The organism is Stenotrophomonas sp. (assembly GCF_050737575.1).
Lineage (GTDB): Bacteria > Pseudomonadota > Gammaproteobacteria > Xanthomonadales > Xanthomonadaceae > Stenotrophomonas.
Genome location: NZ_JBOHXW010000009.1, coordinates 23897 through 44749, shown reverse-complemented (window position 1 = coordinate 44749; position 20853 = coordinate 23897). Strand labels below are relative to the sequence as shown.

The following is a 20853-nucleotide window of genomic DNA, read 5'->3' as shown; positions in this document are numbered from 1 at the left end:
GAACGATTCGTACTACCGGGAGCGCATCTGTTGCTCGGCCAACCCGCCGCATTGCGGCGGTCGATCTACGCCTTGCTGTGGGCGGCGGATGCGCTGTGGCGAGCGGCTTGCTGTTTCTCCCGCGCAAGTTGAATCAACTTGACGGCATCCGGGCCCCACATCATTCGCATGAAGTAGCGCTCTACCGGCGGTTGTTGCACAAACCAGATCATCGGCAGCAACAGATAGCGGGCAGTACGCAATGCGGTTCCCTTCCATGGACCGATGCCCATCGAACGGTGGGTTTTGCGCGATACCACACCCAGCACGGGGATGCGCAGCACCACCCGCTGCAGGAACATCTGGACCTTCACCTTGAACTGCGAAGGATGGTGGTTCTTGCGAATGGAGTCCGCCACCACTTGTGGGTAGTTCTGCCCGGTTTCGGGAATGATCTGCATGGACTTGGGCATGCCGAACAAGCGTGCATCGCGCCGGTACAGCGCCTGCAACTCGGCCATGTTGGTAGGCAACGGTTCTTCGCGCGCCGGGAACAACTTGCAGTACTCGGCGACTTCCGCGATGAACTGGTCGCGCTTGGCGGCCGGCAACCGGCGCGGAAACCAACCGCCGCGGAAACTCAGGCCTTCGTACAACCACAGCATCGAATGCAGCTCGGTCAGTGCCGCCCACATCGAATCACGCGGCGAGTTGGCTGCATAACCGCCCAGTGTCGGGTCGCCGCCGTCGATAAGGTCGGCAGCCACCTTTTCGTGGATGCGCGCCAGGTGCAACGCCACCCGTTTGGCGGTATCGGTGTCGCCCAACCACATCGGCGCGTGGATGCCGGAGTTGCGTTGGTTGCGGTCAAACACATCGAAAAGGGTCAGCTGCCCCACCCTGCCCTTGCGTGACATCGGGTCCCAATCACGCAGACCGGCATAAATGGGTTTGTAGGTGAACTGCAGCACGGATTGGGCGGCGGTCTGGAACACGATGGTGGCCGGGTGCAGCAGCACATCCCAGGCCACCGAGCCCGGGCCGAACACGCCGTCATCCACTCCCTCATCGGCGGCCGCTGGTGTCGGCTCGCCATGCCGCCGCCAGCGGTTTTCGTTGCCCAGCAACCGCTCCCGTGTCACCACCTTGTTTGGCTGGGTCACTACCTTGCTTACTTTGGCGCTCATCACATCATCCTCTGGACACATATTCCCGGGAGGGAATATGACTTTTGCGCACGCTATTCCCAAAAATCCAGGTCGTCAAGTTAGCTGGCAAAAAGTCTCAGTTAGACCGCCCTGGGGGTACAGTTGGCGGGGAACGCCCTTGCCCTGACAATGAATGCGTCACCTCGACGCCATCCCCGTGATTCATGCCCAGACTTCGCAAGCCGACCACCGCCACGCAACGCAAACCGGGCAAGCGCGCCGGGCTTGATCTGCAGCAGATTGTCGAAGCGGCGCGCCTGATCGACGCCGACGCGCTGTCCATGCAGACGCTGGCCGACAGCCTCCGCGTGGACCGCAAGGCGCTCAATTATCACGTCAAGGACAAGCAAACCCTGCTTGGCCTGGTGGCGATGGATGCGTTTACCGCCCGCTTTTCCGGGGCGGACGTGCGCAACGCGGCGAGCTGGGAAGACGCTTGCAAAATCTACGGTATGGGGTTTTTCGAGGGCGTCCTCGGCGTGGGCGGGCTGGCCGAATACTTGTGGTTCGGCGGCTCCATCGCGGCGTGGGCATTGGAACCCACCGAAGCATTATTCGAGCGCCTGCAATGCGCGGGCTTTGCAGATGAAACAGCAACACGCTTGGTGTCGCTGCTGATCTCCATGTCATTGAGCCACGCGCGTGACGCTGCGCAGGCGACGGCCGAAGGCGGCCGCCCGCGTATTCGAGCGCTCAAAGGTGCATTGCTGGAGGAAGATCCCGCCGCATATCCGCATTTGCGCCGGGTCGCCGACCTTGGCGTGAATACCTACGGCAGCAAGCAGATGGAAGTGATGTTGGACCTGCTCATCACCGGCGCAAGCGCCCGTCTTGAAAGAAACGAATCGCCGCTTCCGTGCTGAGGAAGTGGCACCGTTACGCTGCGTTTTGCAGCGCCTGACGTAGCTCGGCAACCCGTTGTGCGTCGGTCTGCGACCAATCGTTTTCCAGCCCGATCAATGCGGGATTCTGAAAACGCATTGCCGACGTGCGCACCGCTTTGGCTGAGGCGTGCAGCTGCCGGCAACCACTTTGCTGCGCCACCGTTGCGATGTTCTGCGCGTTCAAACCGGCGCCGGCCATCATCTGAACCCGCGTGCCCGCCTGTGCCACCAAGTGCGACAACATCGCACTGCCGTCCAATGCACTGGCTGCGCCGCCCGAACTGAGAATGCGCTGGCAACCCAACGTCACAACGTCTTCCAATGCGGCGGGCAGATCGCGCGCCGCGTCGAACGCGCGGTGAAAGGTCAGGCCCAACGGCCCGGCTGTTGCCACCAGCTCGCGACACAACGGCAGGTCGATATTGCCGTCGGCATCCAACGCACCGATCACCACCCCGTCGCAGCCCAATCGCCGGCACATTTCGATGTCGCGCAGCATGAGATCGCGTTCAAGTGTGTCGTAGAAAAAGTCACCCGGCCGGGGGCGAATCAGCACGAACAAGGGAAGCTTCACTTTGTCGCGCGTGACTGCCAAGGTGCCGTAGGACGGCGTGGTGCCGCCCTGCTCCAGGTTCTCGAACAACTCCACGCGGTCGGCCCCGCCCTGCGCTGCGGCCAATGCTGATGCAGCTGAATTACAGGCGATTTCCAGCAAAAACGGCGTACTCACGTCTGCGTGCTCGTATAGACCGACGACGATTCCAGCAACGCATCCTGGCGTTTGGCATCGCACACCGCGTAGACAAAACCACGGTGCAGCGCATACGCGCCAACTTCACCATTGCGATTCAATGCAAGGAAGCACACCTGCAAGGTGCGGCTGGCTTCCGGGCGCTTGCGCACGACGCGGCCAATGGCTTCGCGGCAGGCATCGGCTGGCGACAATCCTTGCCGCATCAATTCGACAACCAGGAACGATGCCGCGTTGCGGATCATCTCCTCGCCCACACCGGATGCGGTGGCCGCGCCTACTTCGTTGTCCACATACAGGCCAGCGCCGATGATCGGGCTGTCGCCGACGCGGCCGTGCAGCTTCCACGCCATGCCGCTGGTGGTGCAGGCGCCGGCCATCTGCCCGTTCACATCAATGGCAAGCATGCCGAGCGTGTCGTGGTTGTCCTTGTTGCCCGGCAGACCGCGACGTTCGGCATTGATCTGCGGCGCGTAGTGTTCGGTTTTCAACCATTCGCGCCATGCCTTCTCGGCTTCCGGCGTGAGCAGATGCTGGCGTTCAAAGCCTTGTTGCACGGCGAACTGCTGCGCGCCCTCGCCCACCAGCATCACGTGCGGCGTCTGCTCCATGACCCGTCGCGCAACCGACACCGGATGCAGGATGTCGGTCAATGCCGCGACCGAACCGCAACGGCCGTCGCCGGCCATGATGCTGGCGTCGAGCGACAGCACACCATCGCGGTCCGGATTGCCGCAGCGGCCAACCGTGGGATTGCACAGCTCGCTTTCTGCCCAGCGCGCACCGGCTTCCACGGCATCCAACGCATTGCCGCCGGCAGACAATACTTTCCACGCCGCTTGGTTGGCGCCCACACCGAAATCCCAGGTGGACACCACTCGCGCACCAGATGCGCCGGTCGGCGATGCCAGCAATCCCGGCGCGGCACCTGCGGCGCCCAGCAACATCGAGGTTTGCAGGAACTGTCTGCGCGTACTCATCAATCAAACTCCTGAAGCATTGGTGGACAGCTCATCACTCAGGCGATCGGCATGCCAAGCCAACGCGCCGAGCACGCCCAGCTCGCCGTGATCAACCCGCCACACGGAAACCTGTCGCAAGGCCGGAGATAGCGCGCCCTTGCTCACGAAGCGCTTCTGGAACGCGCCGTCGTGCAGTTCTGCGGCGATATGGCCGGTGACGCCGCCGGTGAGGTACACCGCACGCGCGCCGAAGGTCAGTGCCAAGTCGCCGGCCAGGCTGCCCATCCAACCGCAGAACGCCTGGATGCTTTCCACCGCAAGCAGGTCACCGCCACGGCTGGCGGCAACCAGCTCGGCTGGGTCACGCCAGCGCACCGCCGCGCCGCGCAGTTCGCACAGGCACGCATACAGCGCCATCAGGCCAGGGCCGGACAGCACGCGCTCGTTGTCGATATGTTCGTAGCGCTGCGACAGCAGTTGCAGCACGTCGCGCTCCAGCGCCGTATTCGCCGCCAAGGCGGCGTGTCCAGCCTCGCTCGGCAGCACCGATGGCGTACCGGTGCCCAATCGAACCGCCACGCCCAGACCGGTGCCGGGGCCAAGCACCACGGCGGGGCCGGTGGGAATGTCGTCGCCATGGCCACAGATGCGATGCAGCGTGGTGCGGTCGACATGCGGCATCGCCTGCGCAACCGCCACAAAATCGTTGATCAGCTCCAGCCGTTCCAACCCGGCATCGCGTTGCGTGGCGGCCAGTGATACCGGCCAGGCCAGATTGGTGTTCAGCAGCGTGTCGCCGTCCAGCAAACCTGCAATGGCCACCACGGCATGTCGCACCGGCGGCAGCGCGGCGGGCTGCCGCAGCGATTGCATGTAGTGGCGCAGGATCGCCGCCAGGCTTGGGTAGTCCGCGCAGGCGTATCTACGGAAGTCTCGGATCTGGATGGGCTGGCCAGGCACCAGCTCGGCCCAACCCAGGCGGGCGTAGGTGCCGCCGACATCCGCGCCAATCAGCGCGACGGGCTCAGCCGGCCCCTGTGCTTCAACGGCGGCGTCACTGCTGTTCACGACCACAGGCCAGCCCTTCCCTTTGCTTGCAGCTGCGACATGTTTTTGACGCTCTCCCTCATTGGTGCGCGCATGATGCGGCATCGTCCCAGTGTTTGGAATGCTGCTTTCAGACCAAAGGGCGCAATGCCCGCCACGTCCACCAGCCCAGCGCCGTCATCGACAGGGAGCCGCCCAGATGCAGGCCGATGGTGGTCAGCGCCCAGCCAACATGCTGGCGCTGCAGCATGTCCACCACTTCGGCGGAGAAGGTCGAAAATGTGGTCAATCCGCCCAGCAGCCCGGTCACCAGAAAAAGCCGCCATTCCGGCGCCAGGTCCGGCCGCGCCGCCAGCCACGCCAACACCAGGCCAATCGCATAACCGCCCAGCAGATTGGCAGCGAGCGTGCCGAGCGGCACCGAGCCGGTCATCGGGTTCAGCCACAAACTCAAACCGAAACGCAGCCACGCGCCGATCGCCGCGCCGACACCGATGGCCAGAAAGGAAAGCCACATACCCTCAATCTCCCGCGATGCGTTGAGGGCGGCGCATCACGCCCCGGGTTTGCGCTGGGCGCGTGCCTGCTCGCGCGCGACGCGCAGCCGGTCGAGCTTGTCTTTGAGTTTGATTTCCAGCCCCCGTTCGACCGGCTGGTAATACACACGCTCGCCCATGTCGTCCGGGAACGCGGTCTGGTCCAGTGCGATGCCGCCTTCAACATCGTGATCGTATTGATAGCCCTGGCTGTATCCCAAGGTCTTCATCAAACGGGTGGGCGCGTTGCGCAGGTGCATCGGCACCGGTTGCGTGCCCAGCTCGGCGACATCCTTGCGCGCGGCCTTCAACGCCATGTACGCGGCATTGGATTTGGCGGTGCTGGCCAGGTAGACCACCAGATTGGACAGCGCGATATCACCTTCCGGCGCACCGATGCGGTCATAGGCATTCCACACGTTGATCGCCATTTCCAGCGCACGCGGATCGGCCAAGCCCACATCCTCGACCGCCATGATGGTCAGCCTGCGCAGCAGATAGGACGGATCACAGCCGCCATCGAGCATGCGCGCCAGCCAATAGATGGCACCGTCTGGATTGGAGCTGCGCACGGATTTGTGCAGCGCCGATATCTGGTCGTAGAACTGCTCGCCGTTCTTGTCGAAACGGCGGGTGCGGTCGGCCAGTACCTGCAGCAGGGTTTCCGGCGTGATCTCGCCGCCCTCGCCGGTTGCCAGTTCGGCCGCGATCTCCAGCAGCGTCAACGCACGGCGCACGTCGCCATCGGCGGCGCGGGCGATTTCCAGCAGTGATTCCGGCGAGACGGTGATGTCCTGCCCGCCAAAGCCACGCTCCTCATCCGCCAGCGCACGCTGCAGCGCTTCGACCACATCCTCCGGCGCGACCGACTCCAGCACATGCACGCGGCAGCGCGACAGCAAGGCCGAGTTCAATTCAAAGGAGGGGTTTTCAGTGGTGGCACCGACAAAAATAATGGTGCCGCGCTCGATATGCGGCAGAAACGCATCCTGCTGCGCCTTGTTGAAGCGATGCACTTCGTCCACGAACAGCACCGTGCGACGGCCATCGGCGAACCGCTGCGCGGCCGCAGCCAACACCTGGCGCACGTCCGGCAGGCCGGAAAGCACGGCGGAAATCGCCTTGAATTCGGCATCGGCGTACTGCGCCAACAGCAAGGCAAGCGTGGTTTTTCCGCAGCCCGGCGGGCCCCACAGAATCATCGAATGCACATGACCGGATTCCACCGCGCGTCGCAGCGCGGTGTTGGCGGCAAGCAGGCGTTTCTGCCCCACCATTTCATCCAGCGTGCGCGGGCGCATGCGCTCGGCGAGCGGCCGCATGCTTTCCCGGTCGACACTCAGCAGGTCGGCGGGGGCGTCGTCTATGAAGATGTTTCGGGATCTGGCCACGTTGGCATTCTAACGCGGCAGCCTCCAACCCCGCCCCTCATCCGCCCCTTTGGGGCACCTTCTCCCGCGCGCGGGAGAAGGGATTGCTCAGCAGGCAGCGTTGTCCTGTAAGCGAATCAACGCTCGCCGATGACGTCCACATCCTTGCCCGGCACGAAGCGGAAGGTGTCTGCAGCGAAGCCAGGGTTCTTCTTCCATCCGCTGAAATCGATGACGGTGCGCTGGCCGACGGCGTCCACCACTTCCATGCGGCTCAGGCCGCCAGCGGCAAAGCCCAGCGCGGCGAACTGGAAGCTGGCCTCGGTTTCGCGCTTGGGCGTGAGCGACAGCCACTGCATGCCGTCGCGCGGCGCGGCTTCTTCGCTGAGGTCGTACTGGCGCTCCAGCAGCGCCGGGTTGATCAGCGCGGTCAACGGGCTGTTCTGTTCCTCGGCGCCCTGCTCGCGCACGGTGGCCTGCTCCAGGTCGGGTTCGTAGACCCACACCTTGGCGCCATCAGCGACGATCAGCTGCGGATGCGGGCGGGTGTATTCCCAACGGAACAAACGCGGTGCCGACAGCGCCACGCGGCCGCTGGAGGTTTCCTTCAGCTTGCCGCGCGCATCGAACACCTGCTGTGAGAACTGACCATCCAGGCCGCGCAGGCCGGTGGTGAAGGTCTTCAGGTCGTCACGGGCACTGGCATGGGCGGTCGCGGCAACACCGGTACAGGCCAAGGCAACAGCAATAAACGAATGGCGCAGGAAAGCATTCATGGCGGGTCGTGATCTGGGAGGAATGGTGTGAGGCAGAGTCTGCCGCTTTCAATCTGAATGGGCGGCAATCATTGCGTGAATGCCACCCGGCCGTTTATTTCGGCGGCGGCGGTGCCAGCACCGAGCGGTCGCCATTGTGTTCTGGCGGGCTGACCACACCGGCCGCTTCCATCGCTTCGATCAAGCGTGCGGCGCGGTTGTAGCCGATCTTCAAACGCCGCTGCACGCCGGAAATGGACGCGCGGCGGGTCTCGGTGACGATGCGCAGTGCTTCGTCATACAGCGGGTCGGATTCATCGCCAGCAGCGCTGCTGCTCTCCGGCAAACCGGTCGCACCGACCACAATGCCGTCGCCCATGGTCTGCACTTCATCCAACACGCCCATGATGTAGTCGGCGGGACCGCTGGCCTTGAGGTGCTCGACCACGCGGTGCACTTCCTCATCGGACACGAACGCACCGTGCACACGGTCCGGCAACGCGGTGCCGGGGGGCAGATACAGCATGTCGCCGTTGCCCAGCAGCGCCTCGGCACCGGACTGGTCGAGGATGGTGCGTGAGTCGATTTTGGAGCTGACCTGGAAGGCGACGCGGGTCGGGATGTTGGCCTTGATCAGGCCGGTGATCACGTCCACCGACGGGCGCTGCGTGGCCAGAATCAAATGGATGCCGGCGGCACGTGCCTTCTGCGCCAGACGCGCGATCAGCTCTTCGACCTTCTTGCCGACGATCATCATCATGTCGGCGAATTCGTCGATGAAGATGACGATGAACGGCAGCGGCTCCAGCGGGCGCGGTGCCTCGCCCATTTCCGGGTTCGGCTTGAACAGCGGATCCATCAGCGGCTGGCCGGCGTCGATGGCGTCCTTGATCTTCTTGTTGAAGCCAGCCAGGTTGCGCACGCCCACCGCGCTCATCAACTTGTAGCGGCGTTCCATCTCGGCCACGCACCAGCGCAGGCCGTTGGCGGCCTCCTTCATGTCGGTGACCACCGGCGCCAGCAGATGCGGGATGCCCTGATAGACGCTGAGTTCGAGCATCTTCGGGTCGATCATCAGCATGCGCAGGTCTTTCGGGCTGGCCTTGTAGAGCAGGCTCAACACCATCGCGTTGACCGCCACCGACTTGCCCGAGCCAGTGGTACCGGCGACCAGCAAATGCGGCATGCGCGCCAGATCCGCCACGGTCGGCCGGCCGGCAATGTCCTTGCCCAGCGCCAGGGTTAGCACGCTGGCCGACTTGTCGTATTCCTTCGAGCGCAGCAGCTCGGACAGGAAGATCATCTCGCGGGTGACGTTGGGGATTTCCAGACCGACCACCGACTTGCCCGGAATCACATCAACCACGCGCACCGATTTCACCGACAGGCCACGCGCGATGTCCTTGTCCAGCGAACTGATCTGGCTGACCTTGATGCCCGGCGCAGGCTCGATCTCGAAGCGGGTGATCACCGGGCCCGGATAGGCACCGACCACCACCGCATCGATGCGGAAATCCTTGAGCTTGAATTCGATCTGCCGCGACAGCGTTTCCAGCGTCTGCTCGTCGTAACCCTTGGGCTGCGGCTTCGGGTCGTCCAGCAGCGCCAGCGGCGGAATGTCCGAGCCGTCGCCATTGACGCCTTGGAACATCGGAATCTGCGTCTCGCGCTTGGCGCGGTCGCTCTTCTCGATGACCGGTGCCGGGCGCGGTTCGATCTTCACCGGCTCACGCTTGGCACGCACTTCGGCATCCACCTTGCGCACTTCTTCGCGTTCCTCGCGCAGCACGCGGGTCTGCTGCCACTCGCTGGCCTGCTCCTTCTTCTTGTCGAGCATCGGCCCGAGTGCCAGCACCCACTTGCCGATCTTCTCCATCACGGCAAACCAGGACAGCCCGGTTGCCAGCGTGATCGAGGTCAGCAACAGCACCAGAATGAACAAGTTGCTGCCGACCGGGCCAAACCCACTCTGCAGCGATTTTCCGACCAATGAACCAAGGCCACCACCGGCGCGGGCGACATCTCCCGGCGGCAGGCGCAGATACAAAAAGCCCGTCGCGCCAATCAGGAAACCCACAATGCCGATCAACCGAAGTGCCGGCCCCAGGTCGTCCTGACCGCGCTCTTCGCGGTTGAGGCCGAACATGGCAATCCACACCACCGCCGCCAGCACCAGCGGAATCAAATAGGCCACATAGCCGAACAACTGCCGCATCACGTCGGCAATCCACGCGCCAACCTGGCCGCCAACGTTGTGCACGGGCGCGACCACTGAACCGGCCTGCGACCAGCCCGGATCCGTGGGGGAATAGGTAAAAAGACTCGCCAGCAGATACAGCAGCGCTGGGGCGATGGCGATCAACGCCAGGTCGCGCCACAGCTTGTGCCGGCGCGGATTGTCCATTGCGGCCGCCTGCTTGCGGGCGGCTGCGCCCGCGCTGGAGTTCTTGCCACGTTCCGGGACCTGTTTCGCCACCTTTGACCAGACCTTAGAAATGCACGGTTAGTGCTTGATATTAAACGACAGAACGCGGTGTTTCATCCGCTCGGCAGACACTGTTGTACTGCGCAGATACAGAAAACGCCAAAAAACCGCCGGATGGCAGCAGCAACGTACAACAAAGGGAAAGATTGCCAGCAGACGGGCCGCGCAATTCCATCCACGTGCCTTGATTCACTGTGACTCGACCGCCACTCTATGGGCTTGCCCGGACGGTTGCGCAATGCAGCGATCGTGCCTTCAACCCCGACTTTCGCGAGTATACATGAGCACTTCCAGCGCCCCGACCCTGCCCACCCGCCATCAGAAGCTGATCATTCTGGGCTCCGGCCCTGCCGGCTGGACCGCCGCCGTTTATGCCGCGCGCGCCAACCTCAAGCCGCTGGTCATCACCGGCCTGCAGCAGGGTGGCCAGCTGATGACCACCACCGAAGTGGACAACTGGCCGGGCGACGCGCATGGCTTGATGGGCCCGGACCTGATGGCGCGCATGCAGGCGCACGCCGAGCGTTTCGAGACCGAAGTGGTGTTCGACCACATCCACACCGCCGACGTGTCCAAGCGCCCATTCACCCTGATCGGTGACAACGCCCAATACACCGCCGACGCGGTGATCATCGCCACCGGCGCCACCGCCAAGTACCTCGGCATTCCGTCGGAAGAAGCCTTCAAGGGCCGCGGTGTTTCCGCCTGCGCCACCTGCGACGGCTTCTTCTACAAGGATCAGGACGTAGTCGTGGTCGGCGGCGGCAACACCGCCGTGGAAGAAGCGCTGTATCTGTCCAACATCGCCCGCAAGGTTTACCTGGTGCACCGCCGTGACACGCTCAAGGCGGAAAAGATCATGCAGGACAAGCTGTTCGCCAAGGTCGCGGCCGGCAAGATCGAAACCGTCTGGCACCACGCGGTCGACGAAGTGCTGGGCAATGAAATGGGCGTGACCGGCGTACGCGTGAAGTCCACCCAGGACGGCAGCACTCGTGACATCGAGGCCCACGGTTTCTTCGTCGCCATCGGCCATCACCCGAACACCAGTCTGTTCGACGGCCAGCTGGCAATGAACAACGGCTACCTGGAAATCCGTTCGGGTCTGGGCGGCAACGCCACGCAGACCTCGGTTGAGGGCGTGTTCGCCGCCGGCGACGTCGCCGACCAGCATTACCGCCAGGCAATCACCTCGGCCGGCTTCGGCTGCATGGCCGCACTGGATGCCGAGCGCTTCCTGGACGCACAGAGCGCCTGATTACAAACCGCCACAACCGCCGGCATGGATAAGGTGCTGATCAAACAGCTGCTGTTTCACGGCAGCTGGCGGGTCTTTCCGGCCATCGCCGGGCTGTTGTGGCGTTGGCGCGGCATTGGGGAGATTGGCCTGCCATTGAGGCCGGTCAATCCGCCCACGATCAACGTCTTGCAGCTGCAGCCATGACAACCGGACTCCGCGTCGTTTCATCGCTCGCAGATCTCACGGCATCCGCCTGGAATGCGCTGCACGACGGCAGCAACCCCTTCGTCAGCCACGCCTTTCTGAGCGGGCTGGAACAGCACGGCTGCCTGCGCGAGGAATGGGGCTGGCAGCCGCAGCATCTGACTTTGTGGCGCGGCGACGAATTGATCGCCGCGGCGCCGGGCTATCTCAAGCACAACTCGCACGGTGAATTCGTGTTCGACCACGCCTGGGCCAACGCCTATGCGCGGCACGGTGTGGAGTACTTCCCAAAGTGGCTGGGCGGTGTGCCGTATTCGCCTGTCACCGGACCGCGTCTGTTGGCCCGCGACGATGCGGACCGTCGCGCTCTGCTTGCGGCCATCCTTGCGTATGTGGAGCGTGAGTCGCTGTCGTCGGCGCATATCAATTTTCATATGAGCGAAGAGACGGTTTTGTTCGATGCCGACTGGCTGCAACGCAAGGACGTGCAGTTCCAGTGGCAGCGACAACCACAGTGGCAGAACTTCGATGATTTCCTCGCATCGATGGATCACAAACACCGCAAGAACATCCGCCAGGAGCGCGCCAAGGTCAGTCGCGCCGGGATTCATTTCGTCGTCCGTCATGGCGACGAAGCCAGCGCCGACGAGTTGCGCGCGATGCACGGCTTCTACCTGCAGACCTTCGCCGAATACGGCAATTCACCCGCACTGACGCTGCCATTTCTGCGGCATCTGGCGGCGCAGCTGCCGCGCCAGCTGGTGCTGTTTCTGGCCATGCAGGACGACGAACCGATTGCCGGCGCACTGTGTCTGCGCGGCGCCGATACGCTCTACGGGCGCTATTGGGGCGGCGCCACCCTGCCCGGCCTGCACTTTGAAACCTGTTACTACCAAGGCATCGAATACTGCCTGCGCGAAGGCCTGCAGCGCTTCGAGCCGGGCGCTCAGGGCGAACACAAACTCGCGCGCGGTTTTCTGCCTACCGAAGTGCGCAGCCAACACTGGATCGCGCATCCGGAGTTCCGTCAGGCATTGCGTGACTGGTGCGCACGCGAGCGGAGCGAGGTCGGCCGCTATCACGCAACACTGCAACGTCATTCCCCGTTCAAGCCGCAGGGCACGCCATGAGCAACAAAGGCCCGTACCTGCTGGACGATGCCAGCGACGCCCCATTTCCGCCGGCCGAACTTGCGCTGCGTGAGCCGGATGGTCTGCTCGCCGTCGGCGGCGATCTCAGCCCGGTGCGCTTGCTCAACGCTTACGCGGGCGGTGTATTCCCGTGGTTCTCGGAGGGGCAGCCACTGCTCTGGTGGTCGCCGGATCCGCGCATGGTGTTCCGCACCGACGGCGTGCACCTGTCGTCGCGATTCCGCCGTGAACTGCGCGCATCGCCCTGGAGGATTCGTGCGGACACTGCGTTTTCCGACGTGATGCGGGCCTGCGCGCAGGCGCCCCGCCCCGGCCAGGATGGCACCTGGATCACCGATGACATGCACCGCGCCTATGTAGCGCTGCATCAACTCGGCTATGCGCATTCGGTGGAAGTGTTCGACGGCGAAGCGCTGGTCGGCGGCATCTACGGTGTGGCGATCGGCCGGATGTTCTTCGGCGAAAGCATGTTCAGTGGCCGCAGTGGCGGTTCCAAGGTCGCGTTGGCCGCATTGGCGCACACATTGCACGACTGGGGCTGGCCGCTCATCGACACCCAGGTGGAGAACCCGCACCTGATGCGGATGGGCGCCGAGCACCTGCCCCGGCCCGATTTTTTGCGCAGAATCCGCGAACTGGTACAGCAGCCGGCCGATGTGGGCGCGTGGACAGGCCGATTTGGCGAGCTTTCCGCGGCATTCCTTGCTGAAACCACAACCACTTAACGCAAACTTTGCATGATTGCGCGCGGCGGCGTAAAATCCCCGCCCTTAGGCCCAGCTGGGCCGTCCGCAGAACCGCACAGGACTACATGTCGAAAGACGACTCCATCGAGTTCGAAGGCACCGTCAGCGAGACGCTGCCGAACACCACATTCCGTGTTCGTCTGGAAAATGGGCATGAAATCATCGCCCACATCTCTGGCCGCATGCGTAAGAACTACATCCGCATCTTGACCGGCGACCGCGTCAAGGTCGAGATGACGCCGTACGACCTGACCAAGGGCCGTATTACCTACCGCATGAAGTAATGCGGTAACCAAGGCGTTAGCCAGAAAGCCGGCCCCCAGGGCTGGCTTTTTTGCGTGGCTGCGATATATCCCGCGCTTCGCAGGAGCAGCCGATACCGCGAAGCCGGCAAGACCATTCGCTGATCGGCCCAAAGAAAATGCCCGCCTCACGACTGGCGTGAAACGGGCATGTTGTGTCGGCTTCGCAGCCGAGGCCGCTCCTACACAGTCGCTGGCAGCAGATGCTCCGGCTCGGCCTGCATGTCGACCACGAACTCGCCCTCGCGCACATCGATGCTGACCTTGCCGCCGCCCACGAGCTTGCCGAACAGCAACTCGTCGGCCAATGGACGCTTGATCTTGTCCTGGATCACGCGGCTCATCGGGCGGGCGCCCATCTCCGGGTCGAAGCCGTGCTGGGCCAGCCACTCGCGTGCCGCCGGGGTGGCCGACAGCGAGACGTGCTTGTCCTGCAGCAGCATTTCCAGCTCGATCAGGAACTTGTCCACCACGCGCAGGATGTGCTCGAAGCCCAGCGGCTGGAACTGCACCACCGCATCCAGGCGGTTGCGGAACTCCGGCGTAAAGCTCTTGCGGATGATCTCCATCGCGTCGGTGGCATGGTTCTGTTTGGTGAAGCCAATCGAACGGCGCGCCGCCTGGGTGGCACCGGCATTGGTGGTCATCACCAGGATCACGTTCTTGAAGTTGGCTTCGCGACCGTTGGTGTCGGTGAGAATGCCGCGATCCATGACTTGCAACAGGATGTTGAAGATATCCGGATGCGCTTTTTCCACCTCGTCCAGCAGCAGCACGCAGTGCGGCGTCTTGACGATTTTTTCGGTCAACAAGCCGCCCTGGTCAAAGCCGACATAGCCCGGAGGCGCACCGATCAAACGGCTAACCGAATGCGGCTCCATGTACTCGCTCATGTCAAAGCGCACCAGCTCGATGCCCAGTTGCAGCGCCAACTGACGCGTGACCTCGGTCTTGCCCACACCGGTGGGGCCGGCGAACAGGAAGTTGCCGATCGGCTTTTCCGGATTGCCCAGCCCCGAGCGCGACAACTTGATCGCAGAGGCCAAGCTGTCGATGGCCGGATCCTGGCCGAAGATCACCATCTTCAGGTTGCGCTCCAGGTGGCGGAGCACGTCCTTGTCGGTCGCGGTGACTTGCTTGGCCGGAATGCGCGCCATCTTGGCCACGATGGTTTCAATTTCCTCGATGTCGATATGCGCCTTGCGCTGGCCCTCGGGCAGCAACTGCTGGCGCGCGCCGGCTTCATCGATCACGTCGATGGCCTTGTCCGGCAGCAAACGGTCGCCGATGTGCTTGACCGACAGCTCCACCGCCGCCTGCAGCGCGTCGTCACCGTAGGTGACGCTGTGGTGCGCCTCGTACTTCGGGCGCAGGCCCTTGAGGATTTCGTAGGTCTCGCCGACGGTCGGCTCGACGATGTCGATCTTCTGGAAGCGCCGTGCCAGCGCACGGTCCTTCTCGAAGATGCCGCGGTATTCCTGGAACGTGGTCGAGCCGATGCAACGCAGCTCGCCCGACGCCAGCGCCGGCTTGATCAGGTTGGACGCGTCCATGGTGCCGCCCGAGGCCGAGCCGGCACCAATGATCGTATGGATCTCGTCAATGAACAGCACGGCGTTGGGGATCTTCTTCAGCGCGCCAATCACACCTTTGAGACGTTTCTCAAAATCGCCGCGGTATTTGGTGCCGGCGACCAGCGCACCCAGATCCAGCGAATAGATCACCGCGTCGGCCAGCACCGCCGGCACTTCACCATCGACGATGCGCTTGGCCAGGCCTTCGGCAATGGCGGTCTTGCCGACGCCGGCCTCGCCCACGTACAGCGGGTTGTTCTTGCGGCGGCGGCACAGCACCTGGATGGTGCGTTCGATCTCATCGCGGCGGCCAATCAGCGGGTCGATCCGCCCGGCTTTGGCTTGTTCATTGAGATTGCTGGCGAATTCGGTCAGCGAATCGCCCTTGCCCTCGCCTTCCGCCCCTTCGACGCGACTTTCACCATCCAGCGAGCCCGAGCTGTCGGCATCATCGCCACTCTTGGCCACGCCATGGGACAGGTAATTGACCACGTCCAGACGGGTCACGTCCTGCTGGTTGAGGTAATAGACCGCGTGCGACTCCTTCTCGCCGAAGATCGCCACCAGCACATTGGCGCCGGTGACCTCCTTCTTGCCGGAGGATTGCACGTGGTAAACAGCCCGCTGCAACACCCGCTGGAAGCCCAGCGTGGGTTGGGTATCGCGGCCATCGTCTTCGGCCAGAATCGACACCGAGGCGTTGATCGCCTTCTCCAACTCGGCGCGCAGGCGCTCAAGGTCGGCGCCCGAGGCCTTCAGAACGGCTTGGGCGGATGCGTTTTCAAGCAGGGCCAACAACAGATGTTCAACCGTCATGTACTCGTGACGGGCCTCGCGGGCGCGCTTGTAGCACTGACCAATGGTCTGCTCGAGGTCTTTACTGAACATGGGGCACTCCGGTTCCGGTTGAAGACAATATGCGGCCTTGCTTCACGTTTTCCAGCACCCTAGCGACGGAGATGTACACGCCGCGTCAGAAAAAAACGGCAAACCGACCGTTGGTGAATCCTGCATTCAGCTTTTTGGCCACGAAAAGGCCGTCATTGCGTGGTCACGACAGGACATTGCATGTCCGCGCGGGACGCTGTTTCCCAGCCAGGAATGGATTGCAACCGCGCGTCTTACGCAGCGGTTGGATCGACTTCAGCGCAACGTGGGGCACAGTTCCGGGCAGGCCAGATGGCTGCCTGAGCCCGACTGGCTGGGCTCAGGCCCGCTCCATCGTGCATAGCAGCGGATGCTGGTTCATCCGCGAGAATTCGTTGACCAGGGCGACCTTGGTTTCGGCAACTTCGCGGGTATAAACGCCGCAAATGCCGCGCCCGCGGGTATGGACGTGCAGCATCACCTGGGTGGCCTGGTCCATGTCCATCGAGAAAAAGTTCTGCAGCACCGTCACAACGAAGTCCATCGGTGTGTAGTCGTCGTTGAGCAACATCACCTGGTATTGCGGCGGCGGCGCGATCTCGGGCTTGCTGGGGGCGACCAGCAGGCCATGGTCGTTTTCGTGTTGGGGCGTTGAAGGCATCCGCCGATTATAGCGTTTCCGCTCGCCCTGCCCTCCTGCCAATGGACGCCGCCCCCCTCGGCCCCGCACAATTTGCAGGTCAATCAACCACCAACGGGGATCGCATGAAGAAGTATCTGGCAAGTATCGCAATGGCCGCTGTGATGGCTGGCGCGGCAGGAAGCGCACTTGCTGCCGAGCCGGACGCCGCTACCGGCCGTCTGCTCGATACGCTGGAGTACAAGTACGAGGTGGACGAAGACGGCGACTATCGCCTGGTATTTGAATTGGAAGACGACCGCACCCAGATGGTGTTCGTGCGCTCCAATGTCGAAACCTATGGCACCCACCGCGTTCGCGAAATCTGGTCACCCGGCTACAAGTCGCCCAGCCCGCAGTTCCCGGCCGCTGTCGCCAACCGCCTGCTGGAAGACTCCAACGAAGCCAAGATGGGCAGCTGGGTGAAGCAGGAAGACCTGGCCATGTTTGTGGTCAAGATCGATGCCAATGCCACTGCTGAACAGCTCTCCGATGCCATTGATGCCGCTTCCCGCAGCGCCGATGCCATTGAGCTGGAACTGACCAAGAAGGACGATTACTAAGCGTGAATGCTTTGCAGTCCCAGCGATGGGCGCCACGGGTCACCGTGGCCACCGTGGTGTCCCGCGCCGGGCAGTTGCTGCTGGTGGAAGAGGAAAAGAACGGCCGGCGGGTACTGAACCAGCCGGCCGGCCACCTGGAGCCGGATGAAAGCCTGCTTGAGGCGGCGGTGCGCGAAACCCGTGAGGAAACTGGCTGGGGCGTGCACCTGACCGGTTTCATCGGCACCTATCAATGGACCGCCGCCGACGGCACGCCGTTCCTGCGCTTTGCCTTTGCCGCCGAGCCGCTGCGCCATCATCCGGAGCAGCCGCTGGACGTCGGTATCGTGCAGGCACTGTGGCTGACACCGCAGCAGCTGCAGGCCGACATGGCACGGCTGCGTAGTCCGCTGGTATGGCAAACGGCCTCGGATTGGCTGGCTGGCCAGCGTTATCCGCTGTCCCTTTTGAGGCATGTGTTGTGAGTAGCCCTGGCGTTGTTGTGGGAGTTTCCGGCGGCGTGGATTCGTCCGTTGCCGCGCTTGCCTTGGTCCAGCAGGGCCTGGATGTCGCCGGCCTGTTCATGCAGAACTGGGCCGACGATGGCAGCGGTCATTGCCGCGCCGAAGACGACCGCCGGGATGCCGTGGCGGTGTGCGGTCGGCTGGATATTCCCTTCCATTTCCGCGATTTCTCCAACGAATACTGGCAAGGCGTTTTCGAGCACTTCCTGGCCGAATACGCCGCCGGCCGCACGCCCAACCCGGACGTGCTGTGCAACCGCGAGGTCAAGTTCAAGCACTTCCTCGATGCCGCCCACGAACTGGGCGCTGAGCGTATTGCGACCGGCCATTACGCGCAGGTGGTGAAGTCCGGCGGCCAGTGGCAGCTGCTGCGCGGTGCCGACCGTGGCAAGGATCAAAGTTATTTCCTGCACCAGTTGGGCCAGTCCCAGCTGGCCGCAACGTTGTTCCCGATTGGTCACCTGGAAAAGAGCGAGCTGCGGCGTATCGCCCGCGATGCCGCCCTGCCCACGCACGCCAAGAAGGATTCCACCGGCATCTGTTTCATCGGCGAGCGCGATTTCCGCGAATTCCTCGGCCAGTACCTGCCCGCCCGCGAAGGCGAGATCCACGATCCAGATGGGCAGGTCATCGCGCGTCATCCGGGCGTGTTCTATTTCACGATGGGCCAGCGCGAAGGCCTGAACATCGGCGGCGTGCGCGGCCGTCCTGCCGCACCGTGGTTTGTGATCGGCAAGGATGTGGAGCGCAATATTCTGTACGTTGATCAAGGCCATGACAGCCCGTGGCTGCAGTCCAACTGGTTGCGCAGCGAGACGATGCACTGGATTTCCGGAGCCCCGCCCGCGCGCGAATTTGAATGCACTGCGCAGACCCGCTACCGCCAGCCCGACGAACCGTGCAGCGTGCAGGTCCGCGACGACGGTACGCTGGACGTGCGCTTCAGCCGCCCGCAGCGGGCGGTGACGCCGGGCCAGTCGCTGGTGCTGTACGACGGCGCGCAATGCCTGGGTGGCGCGGTGATCGCCGCCACTGATGCCCCTTTGGAGCGCCGATTGGGCGCCCCCGTTTCCCTTTGAGAGGTAACCCATGAGCTTTTCCATCGATGACCGCGTACTTGCCCTGGCCGGCATTGCCCAGGCATTGCAGCAGGTGCGCCGCATCGCTGAAACCGGCCATTCGGAGAACGCCATCGTGCGTACCGCAATGGACAGCGTGATGCGCATCGACGCCGGCTCGCCGGGGGCGGTTTACGGCAGCCCCACCCAGGTGGAAGCCGGCCTGCGACTGCTGCGCGACTACTTCCGCAACCAGGGCAAGGACGATCTGCTGCCACGCCTGGCACTGTCGGTGATGCAGCTGGAGCGCCGCTTCGTGCGTGAAGACGCCACCGTGGACAAGGTCACCGCCGGCATCGAACGGGCGGCGAAACGCGCCCAGGAACTGGGCGACAGCAGCCATCCGGACGTTTTGTCGGCGCTGGGCAGCCTGTATGCCGACACCATCAGCCAGCTCAAGCCGAAGATCATGGTGCAGGGCAACCCGCATTACCTGGGCCAGGCCGCCGTGGTGTCGGAGATCCGTGCCCTGCTACTGGCAGCGGTCCGTTCGGCGGTGCTCTGGCGCCAGCTGGGCGGCAGCTACATGGACTTCCTGTTCTCACGCAAGAAGATGCTCGAAGCAATCGAAAGCCGCCTGCGCTAAGGCCTTTCGCTACGCAGCCCTGTTCACATACGGGGCTGCGGTACAGGTTCGACGTTTGTGATCGCAGTGCTAAAGAGGCTTGGCCTACGGCCGATACTGCACTCGTGACTCTCCCGAGAACGTCCATGTACTCACGTATTGCAATTCGCCTGGCCGCCCCATTGGCCCTCACTTTTCTGCTGCCGCTTGCTGCTGCACTTGCCTGGCCTACGGCCGCCGTCTGGGCGATCCTGACCACCATGGTGCTGAGCTGGCTGGTGTTTGCCTGGTGGAGTGTGCATTCGCAGACCCAGCGCTCACCGGAGCACGCCAAGGTTCTGCGTGAGCAGGATCAGCTGCTCAACGAACTGCGCAGCTTTGTCAGCAATGAAATCGACGGTTCGCGCAGCGAAATCGAGCGCGCCCGCGAACTCATTCGCCAAGCGGTCGGTGGTTTGGGCGGCAGCTTCGACGCCATGAATCGTCGCTCGCGGCAGCAGAGCCAGGCCTTGGCCCGCATCGTCGACCGTACCGGTGACGAAGGCAGCGCCGGGCTGGATGTCGCCCGCTTCGCCCAGCACGCCAGCCAACAGATGGAACAGCTGGTGGAAGCACTGGAACAGGTCAGCGGCCAAAGCTCCAACACCGTGCAGCACATCGATCAGATGGCGCAGCACCTGGACGGCATCTTCGCGCTGCTGGAAGACGTGAAGTCCATCGCTGACCAGACCAATCTGCTCGCACTGAATGCCGCCATCGAAGCCGCGCGCGCCGGTGAAGCCGGTCGCGGATTTGCGGTGGTCGCCGACGAGGTGCGCAACCTCTCCGAGCGTTCGACCACCTTCAACGAGCAGATCCGCAAGCTGGCGCACAGCTCCAAGGACGCCATCGCCAAGGTCCGCGAGACGGTTTCGCACATGGCCTCGCGCGACATGGATCGCTCGCGTGAAGCGCGCCAGGAAGCCGCATCAATGCTGGACAACGTTGCGGCCATCAACGCCTCACTGGGCGAAGGCATGCGTGAGATCTCCGAATGCGGCCGCGCCATCGATGGCAGCGTTGCCGAAGCGGTGCGCGCACTGCAGTTCGAGGACATTGCGACCCAGGCGCTGGGCGGCGTGCACACGCACCTGGACCGTTTGGGCGCAATCAACCGCGAAGCCGTCGCGCTGCAGGAACTGTTGCACCGTAACGGCGGCGTGTTCGATGGTGAGATGGTTGCCACGCTGCAACGTACCGGCAGCCGCCTGCGTGAAATGCGCAGCGAATGGGAGCGTCCGCCGCACAAGCCGGTGACGCAGCAGAGCATGGGCGCTGGCACGGTGGAACTGTTCTGATTCTGCCCTGCCTCGTTCTTCAGCAAA

The 20853-nt window shown here is 63.4% G+C and carries 21 protein-coding genes; 11 read left to right on the top strand and 10 right to left on the bottom strand.

Going from position 1 to position 20853, the window contains the following annotated elements:
* Positions 1-65: 65 nt before the first annotated feature.
* Positions 66-1166: an oxygenase MpaB family protein gene (locus ACREP4_RS15540; protein ID WP_431597098.1), complete on the bottom strand. Its 1101-nt coding sequence runs from the start codon at positions 1164-1166 to the stop codon at positions 66-68.
* A gap of 302 nt (positions 1167-1468) precedes the next feature.
* On the opposite strand from ACREP4_RS15540, the gene ACREP4_RS15535 reads away from it, so the two are divergent.
* Positions 1469-2050, top strand: coding sequence for a hypothetical protein (locus ACREP4_RS15535; protein ID WP_431597097.1), 582 nt, complete (start codon positions 1469-1471; stop codon positions 2048-2050).
* A gap of 13 nt (positions 2051-2063) precedes the next feature.
* On the opposite strand, the gene ACREP4_RS15530 is transcribed toward ACREP4_RS15535, so the two are convergent.
* The 7 genes from ACREP4_RS15530 to ACREP4_RS15500 all read right to left on the bottom strand — a co-directional run bounded on the left by ACREP4_RS15530 (position 2064) and on the right by ACREP4_RS15500 (position 9968).
* Positions 2064-2801: a copper homeostasis protein CutC gene (locus ACREP4_RS15530; protein ID WP_431597096.1), complete on the bottom strand. Its 738-nt coding sequence runs from the start codon at positions 2799-2801 to the stop codon at positions 2064-2066.
* Positions 2798-3802 carry a N(4)-(beta-N-acetylglucosaminyl)-L-asparaginase gene (locus ACREP4_RS15525; protein ID WP_431597095.1) on the bottom strand — a complete coding sequence of 335 codons (1005 nt, stop codon included), beginning with the start codon at positions 3800-3802 and terminating at the stop codon, positions 2798-2800. Before ACREP4_RS15525 ends, ACREP4_RS15530 begins: the two co-directional genes overlap by 4 nt.
* A 3-nt stretch (positions 3803-3805) precedes the next feature.
* Positions 3806-4852, bottom strand: a complete 1047-nt coding sequence (locus ACREP4_RS15520; protein WP_431597094.1) for a glucokinase — start codon at positions 4850-4852, stop codon at positions 3806-3808.
* 109 nt (positions 4853-4961) lie between these two features.
* Entirely contained in the window at positions 4962-5348 is a 387-nt protein-coding gene (gene crcB, locus ACREP4_RS15515; RefSeq protein WP_431597093.1) for a fluoride efflux transporter CrcB, read from the bottom strand.
* Positions 5349-5384: 36 nt separating this feature from the next.
* Entirely contained in the window at positions 5385-6689 is a 1305-nt protein-coding gene (locus ACREP4_RS15510) for a replication-associated recombination protein A (RefSeq protein ID WP_431597154.1), read from the bottom strand.
* Positions 6690-6874: 185 nt separating this feature from the next.
* Positions 6875-7513: an outer membrane lipoprotein chaperone LolA gene (gene lolA, locus ACREP4_RS15505; protein WP_431597092.1), complete on the bottom strand. Its 639-nt coding sequence runs from the start codon at positions 7511-7513 to the stop codon at positions 6875-6877.
* A 94-nt stretch (positions 7514-7607) separates the two neighbouring features.
* On the bottom strand, positions 7608-9968 hold the full coding sequence (locus ACREP4_RS15500) for a DNA translocase FtsK (protein ID WP_431597091.1): 2361 nt from the start codon (positions 9966-9968) through the stop codon (positions 7608-7610).
* 289 nt (positions 9969-10257) lie between these two features.
* On the opposite strand from ACREP4_RS15500, the gene trxB reads away from it, so the two are divergent.
* From trxB to infA, 5 genes are all read left to right on the top strand, one after another.
* A complete protein-coding gene (gene trxB, locus ACREP4_RS15495) occupies positions 10258-11235 on the top strand; it encodes a thioredoxin-disulfide reductase (RefSeq protein ID WP_431597090.1) in 978 nt (325 codons plus the stop codon).
* Between the two features lie 24 nt (positions 11236-11259).
* Complete coding sequence (locus tag ACREP4_RS15490; RefSeq protein ID WP_431597089.1) at positions 11260-11421, top strand: hypothetical protein; 162 nt, start codon at positions 11260-11262, stop codon at positions 11419-11421.
* Positions 11418-12551: a GNAT family N-acetyltransferase gene (locus ACREP4_RS15485; protein WP_431597088.1), complete on the top strand. Its 1134-nt coding sequence runs from the start codon at positions 11418-11420 to the stop codon at positions 12549-12551. Before ACREP4_RS15490 ends, ACREP4_RS15485 begins: the two co-directional genes overlap by 4 nt.
* Entirely contained in the window at positions 12548-13297 is a 750-nt protein-coding gene (gene aat, locus ACREP4_RS15480) for a leucyl/phenylalanyl-tRNA--protein transferase (RefSeq protein WP_431597087.1), read from the top strand. Before ACREP4_RS15485 ends, aat begins: the two co-directional genes overlap by 4 nt.
* Positions 13298-13383: 86 nt before the next feature.
* Positions 13384-13602, top strand: a complete 219-nt coding sequence (infA, locus tag ACREP4_RS15475; protein ID WP_005409596.1) for a translation initiation factor IF-1 — start codon at positions 13384-13386, stop codon at positions 13600-13602.
* Between the two features lie 200 nt (positions 13603-13802).
* Here infA and clpA read toward each other — a convergent pair whose 3' ends face one another.
* Both clpA and clpS read right to left on the bottom strand, forming a co-directional pair.
* The gene (gene clpA / locus ACREP4_RS15470; protein WP_431597086.1) at positions 13803-16082 is read right to left on the bottom strand and encodes an ATP-dependent Clp protease ATP-binding subunit ClpA; all 2280 of its coding nucleotides are present in this window, start codon (positions 16080-16082) and stop codon (positions 13803-13805) included.
* Between the two features lie 319 nt (positions 16083-16401).
* Positions 16402-16722 (bottom strand): ATP-dependent Clp protease adapter ClpS, encoded by a 321-nt coding sequence (gene clpS / locus ACREP4_RS15465; protein ID WP_431597085.1) that lies wholly within the window; start codon positions 16720-16722, stop codon positions 16402-16404.
* Between the two features lie 143 nt (positions 16723-16865).
* Between clpS and ACREP4_RS15460 the strand changes: the two genes are divergently transcribed.
* The 5 genes from ACREP4_RS15460 to ACREP4_RS15440 all read left to right on the top strand — a co-directional run bounded on the left by ACREP4_RS15460 (position 16866) and on the right by ACREP4_RS15440 (position 20826).
* Positions 16866-17303, top strand: a complete 438-nt coding sequence (locus ACREP4_RS15460; RefSeq protein ID WP_431597153.1) for a YbjN domain-containing protein — start codon at positions 16866-16868, stop codon at positions 17301-17303.
* Between the two features lie 2 nt (positions 17304-17305).
* Complete coding sequence (locus ACREP4_RS15455; RefSeq protein WP_431597084.1) at positions 17306-17767, top strand: NUDIX hydrolase; 462 nt, start codon at positions 17306-17308, stop codon at positions 17765-17767.
* Entirely contained in the window at positions 17764-18885 is a 1122-nt protein-coding gene (mnmA, locus tag ACREP4_RS15450; protein ID WP_431597083.1) for a tRNA 2-thiouridine(34) synthase MnmA, read from the top strand. The genes ACREP4_RS15455 and mnmA overlap by 4 nt, the downstream gene beginning before the upstream one ends.
* Positions 18886-18895: 10 nt before the next feature.
* A complete protein-coding gene (gene hflD, locus ACREP4_RS15445; RefSeq protein WP_431597082.1) occupies positions 18896-19510 on the top strand; it encodes a high frequency lysogenization protein HflD in 615 nt (204 codons plus the stop codon).
* Between the two features lie 125 nt (positions 19511-19635).
* Complete coding sequence (locus ACREP4_RS15440; protein ID WP_431597081.1) at positions 19636-20826, top strand: methyl-accepting chemotaxis protein; 1191 nt, start codon at positions 19636-19638, stop codon at positions 20824-20826.
* Positions 20827-20853 lie beyond the last annotated feature (27 nt).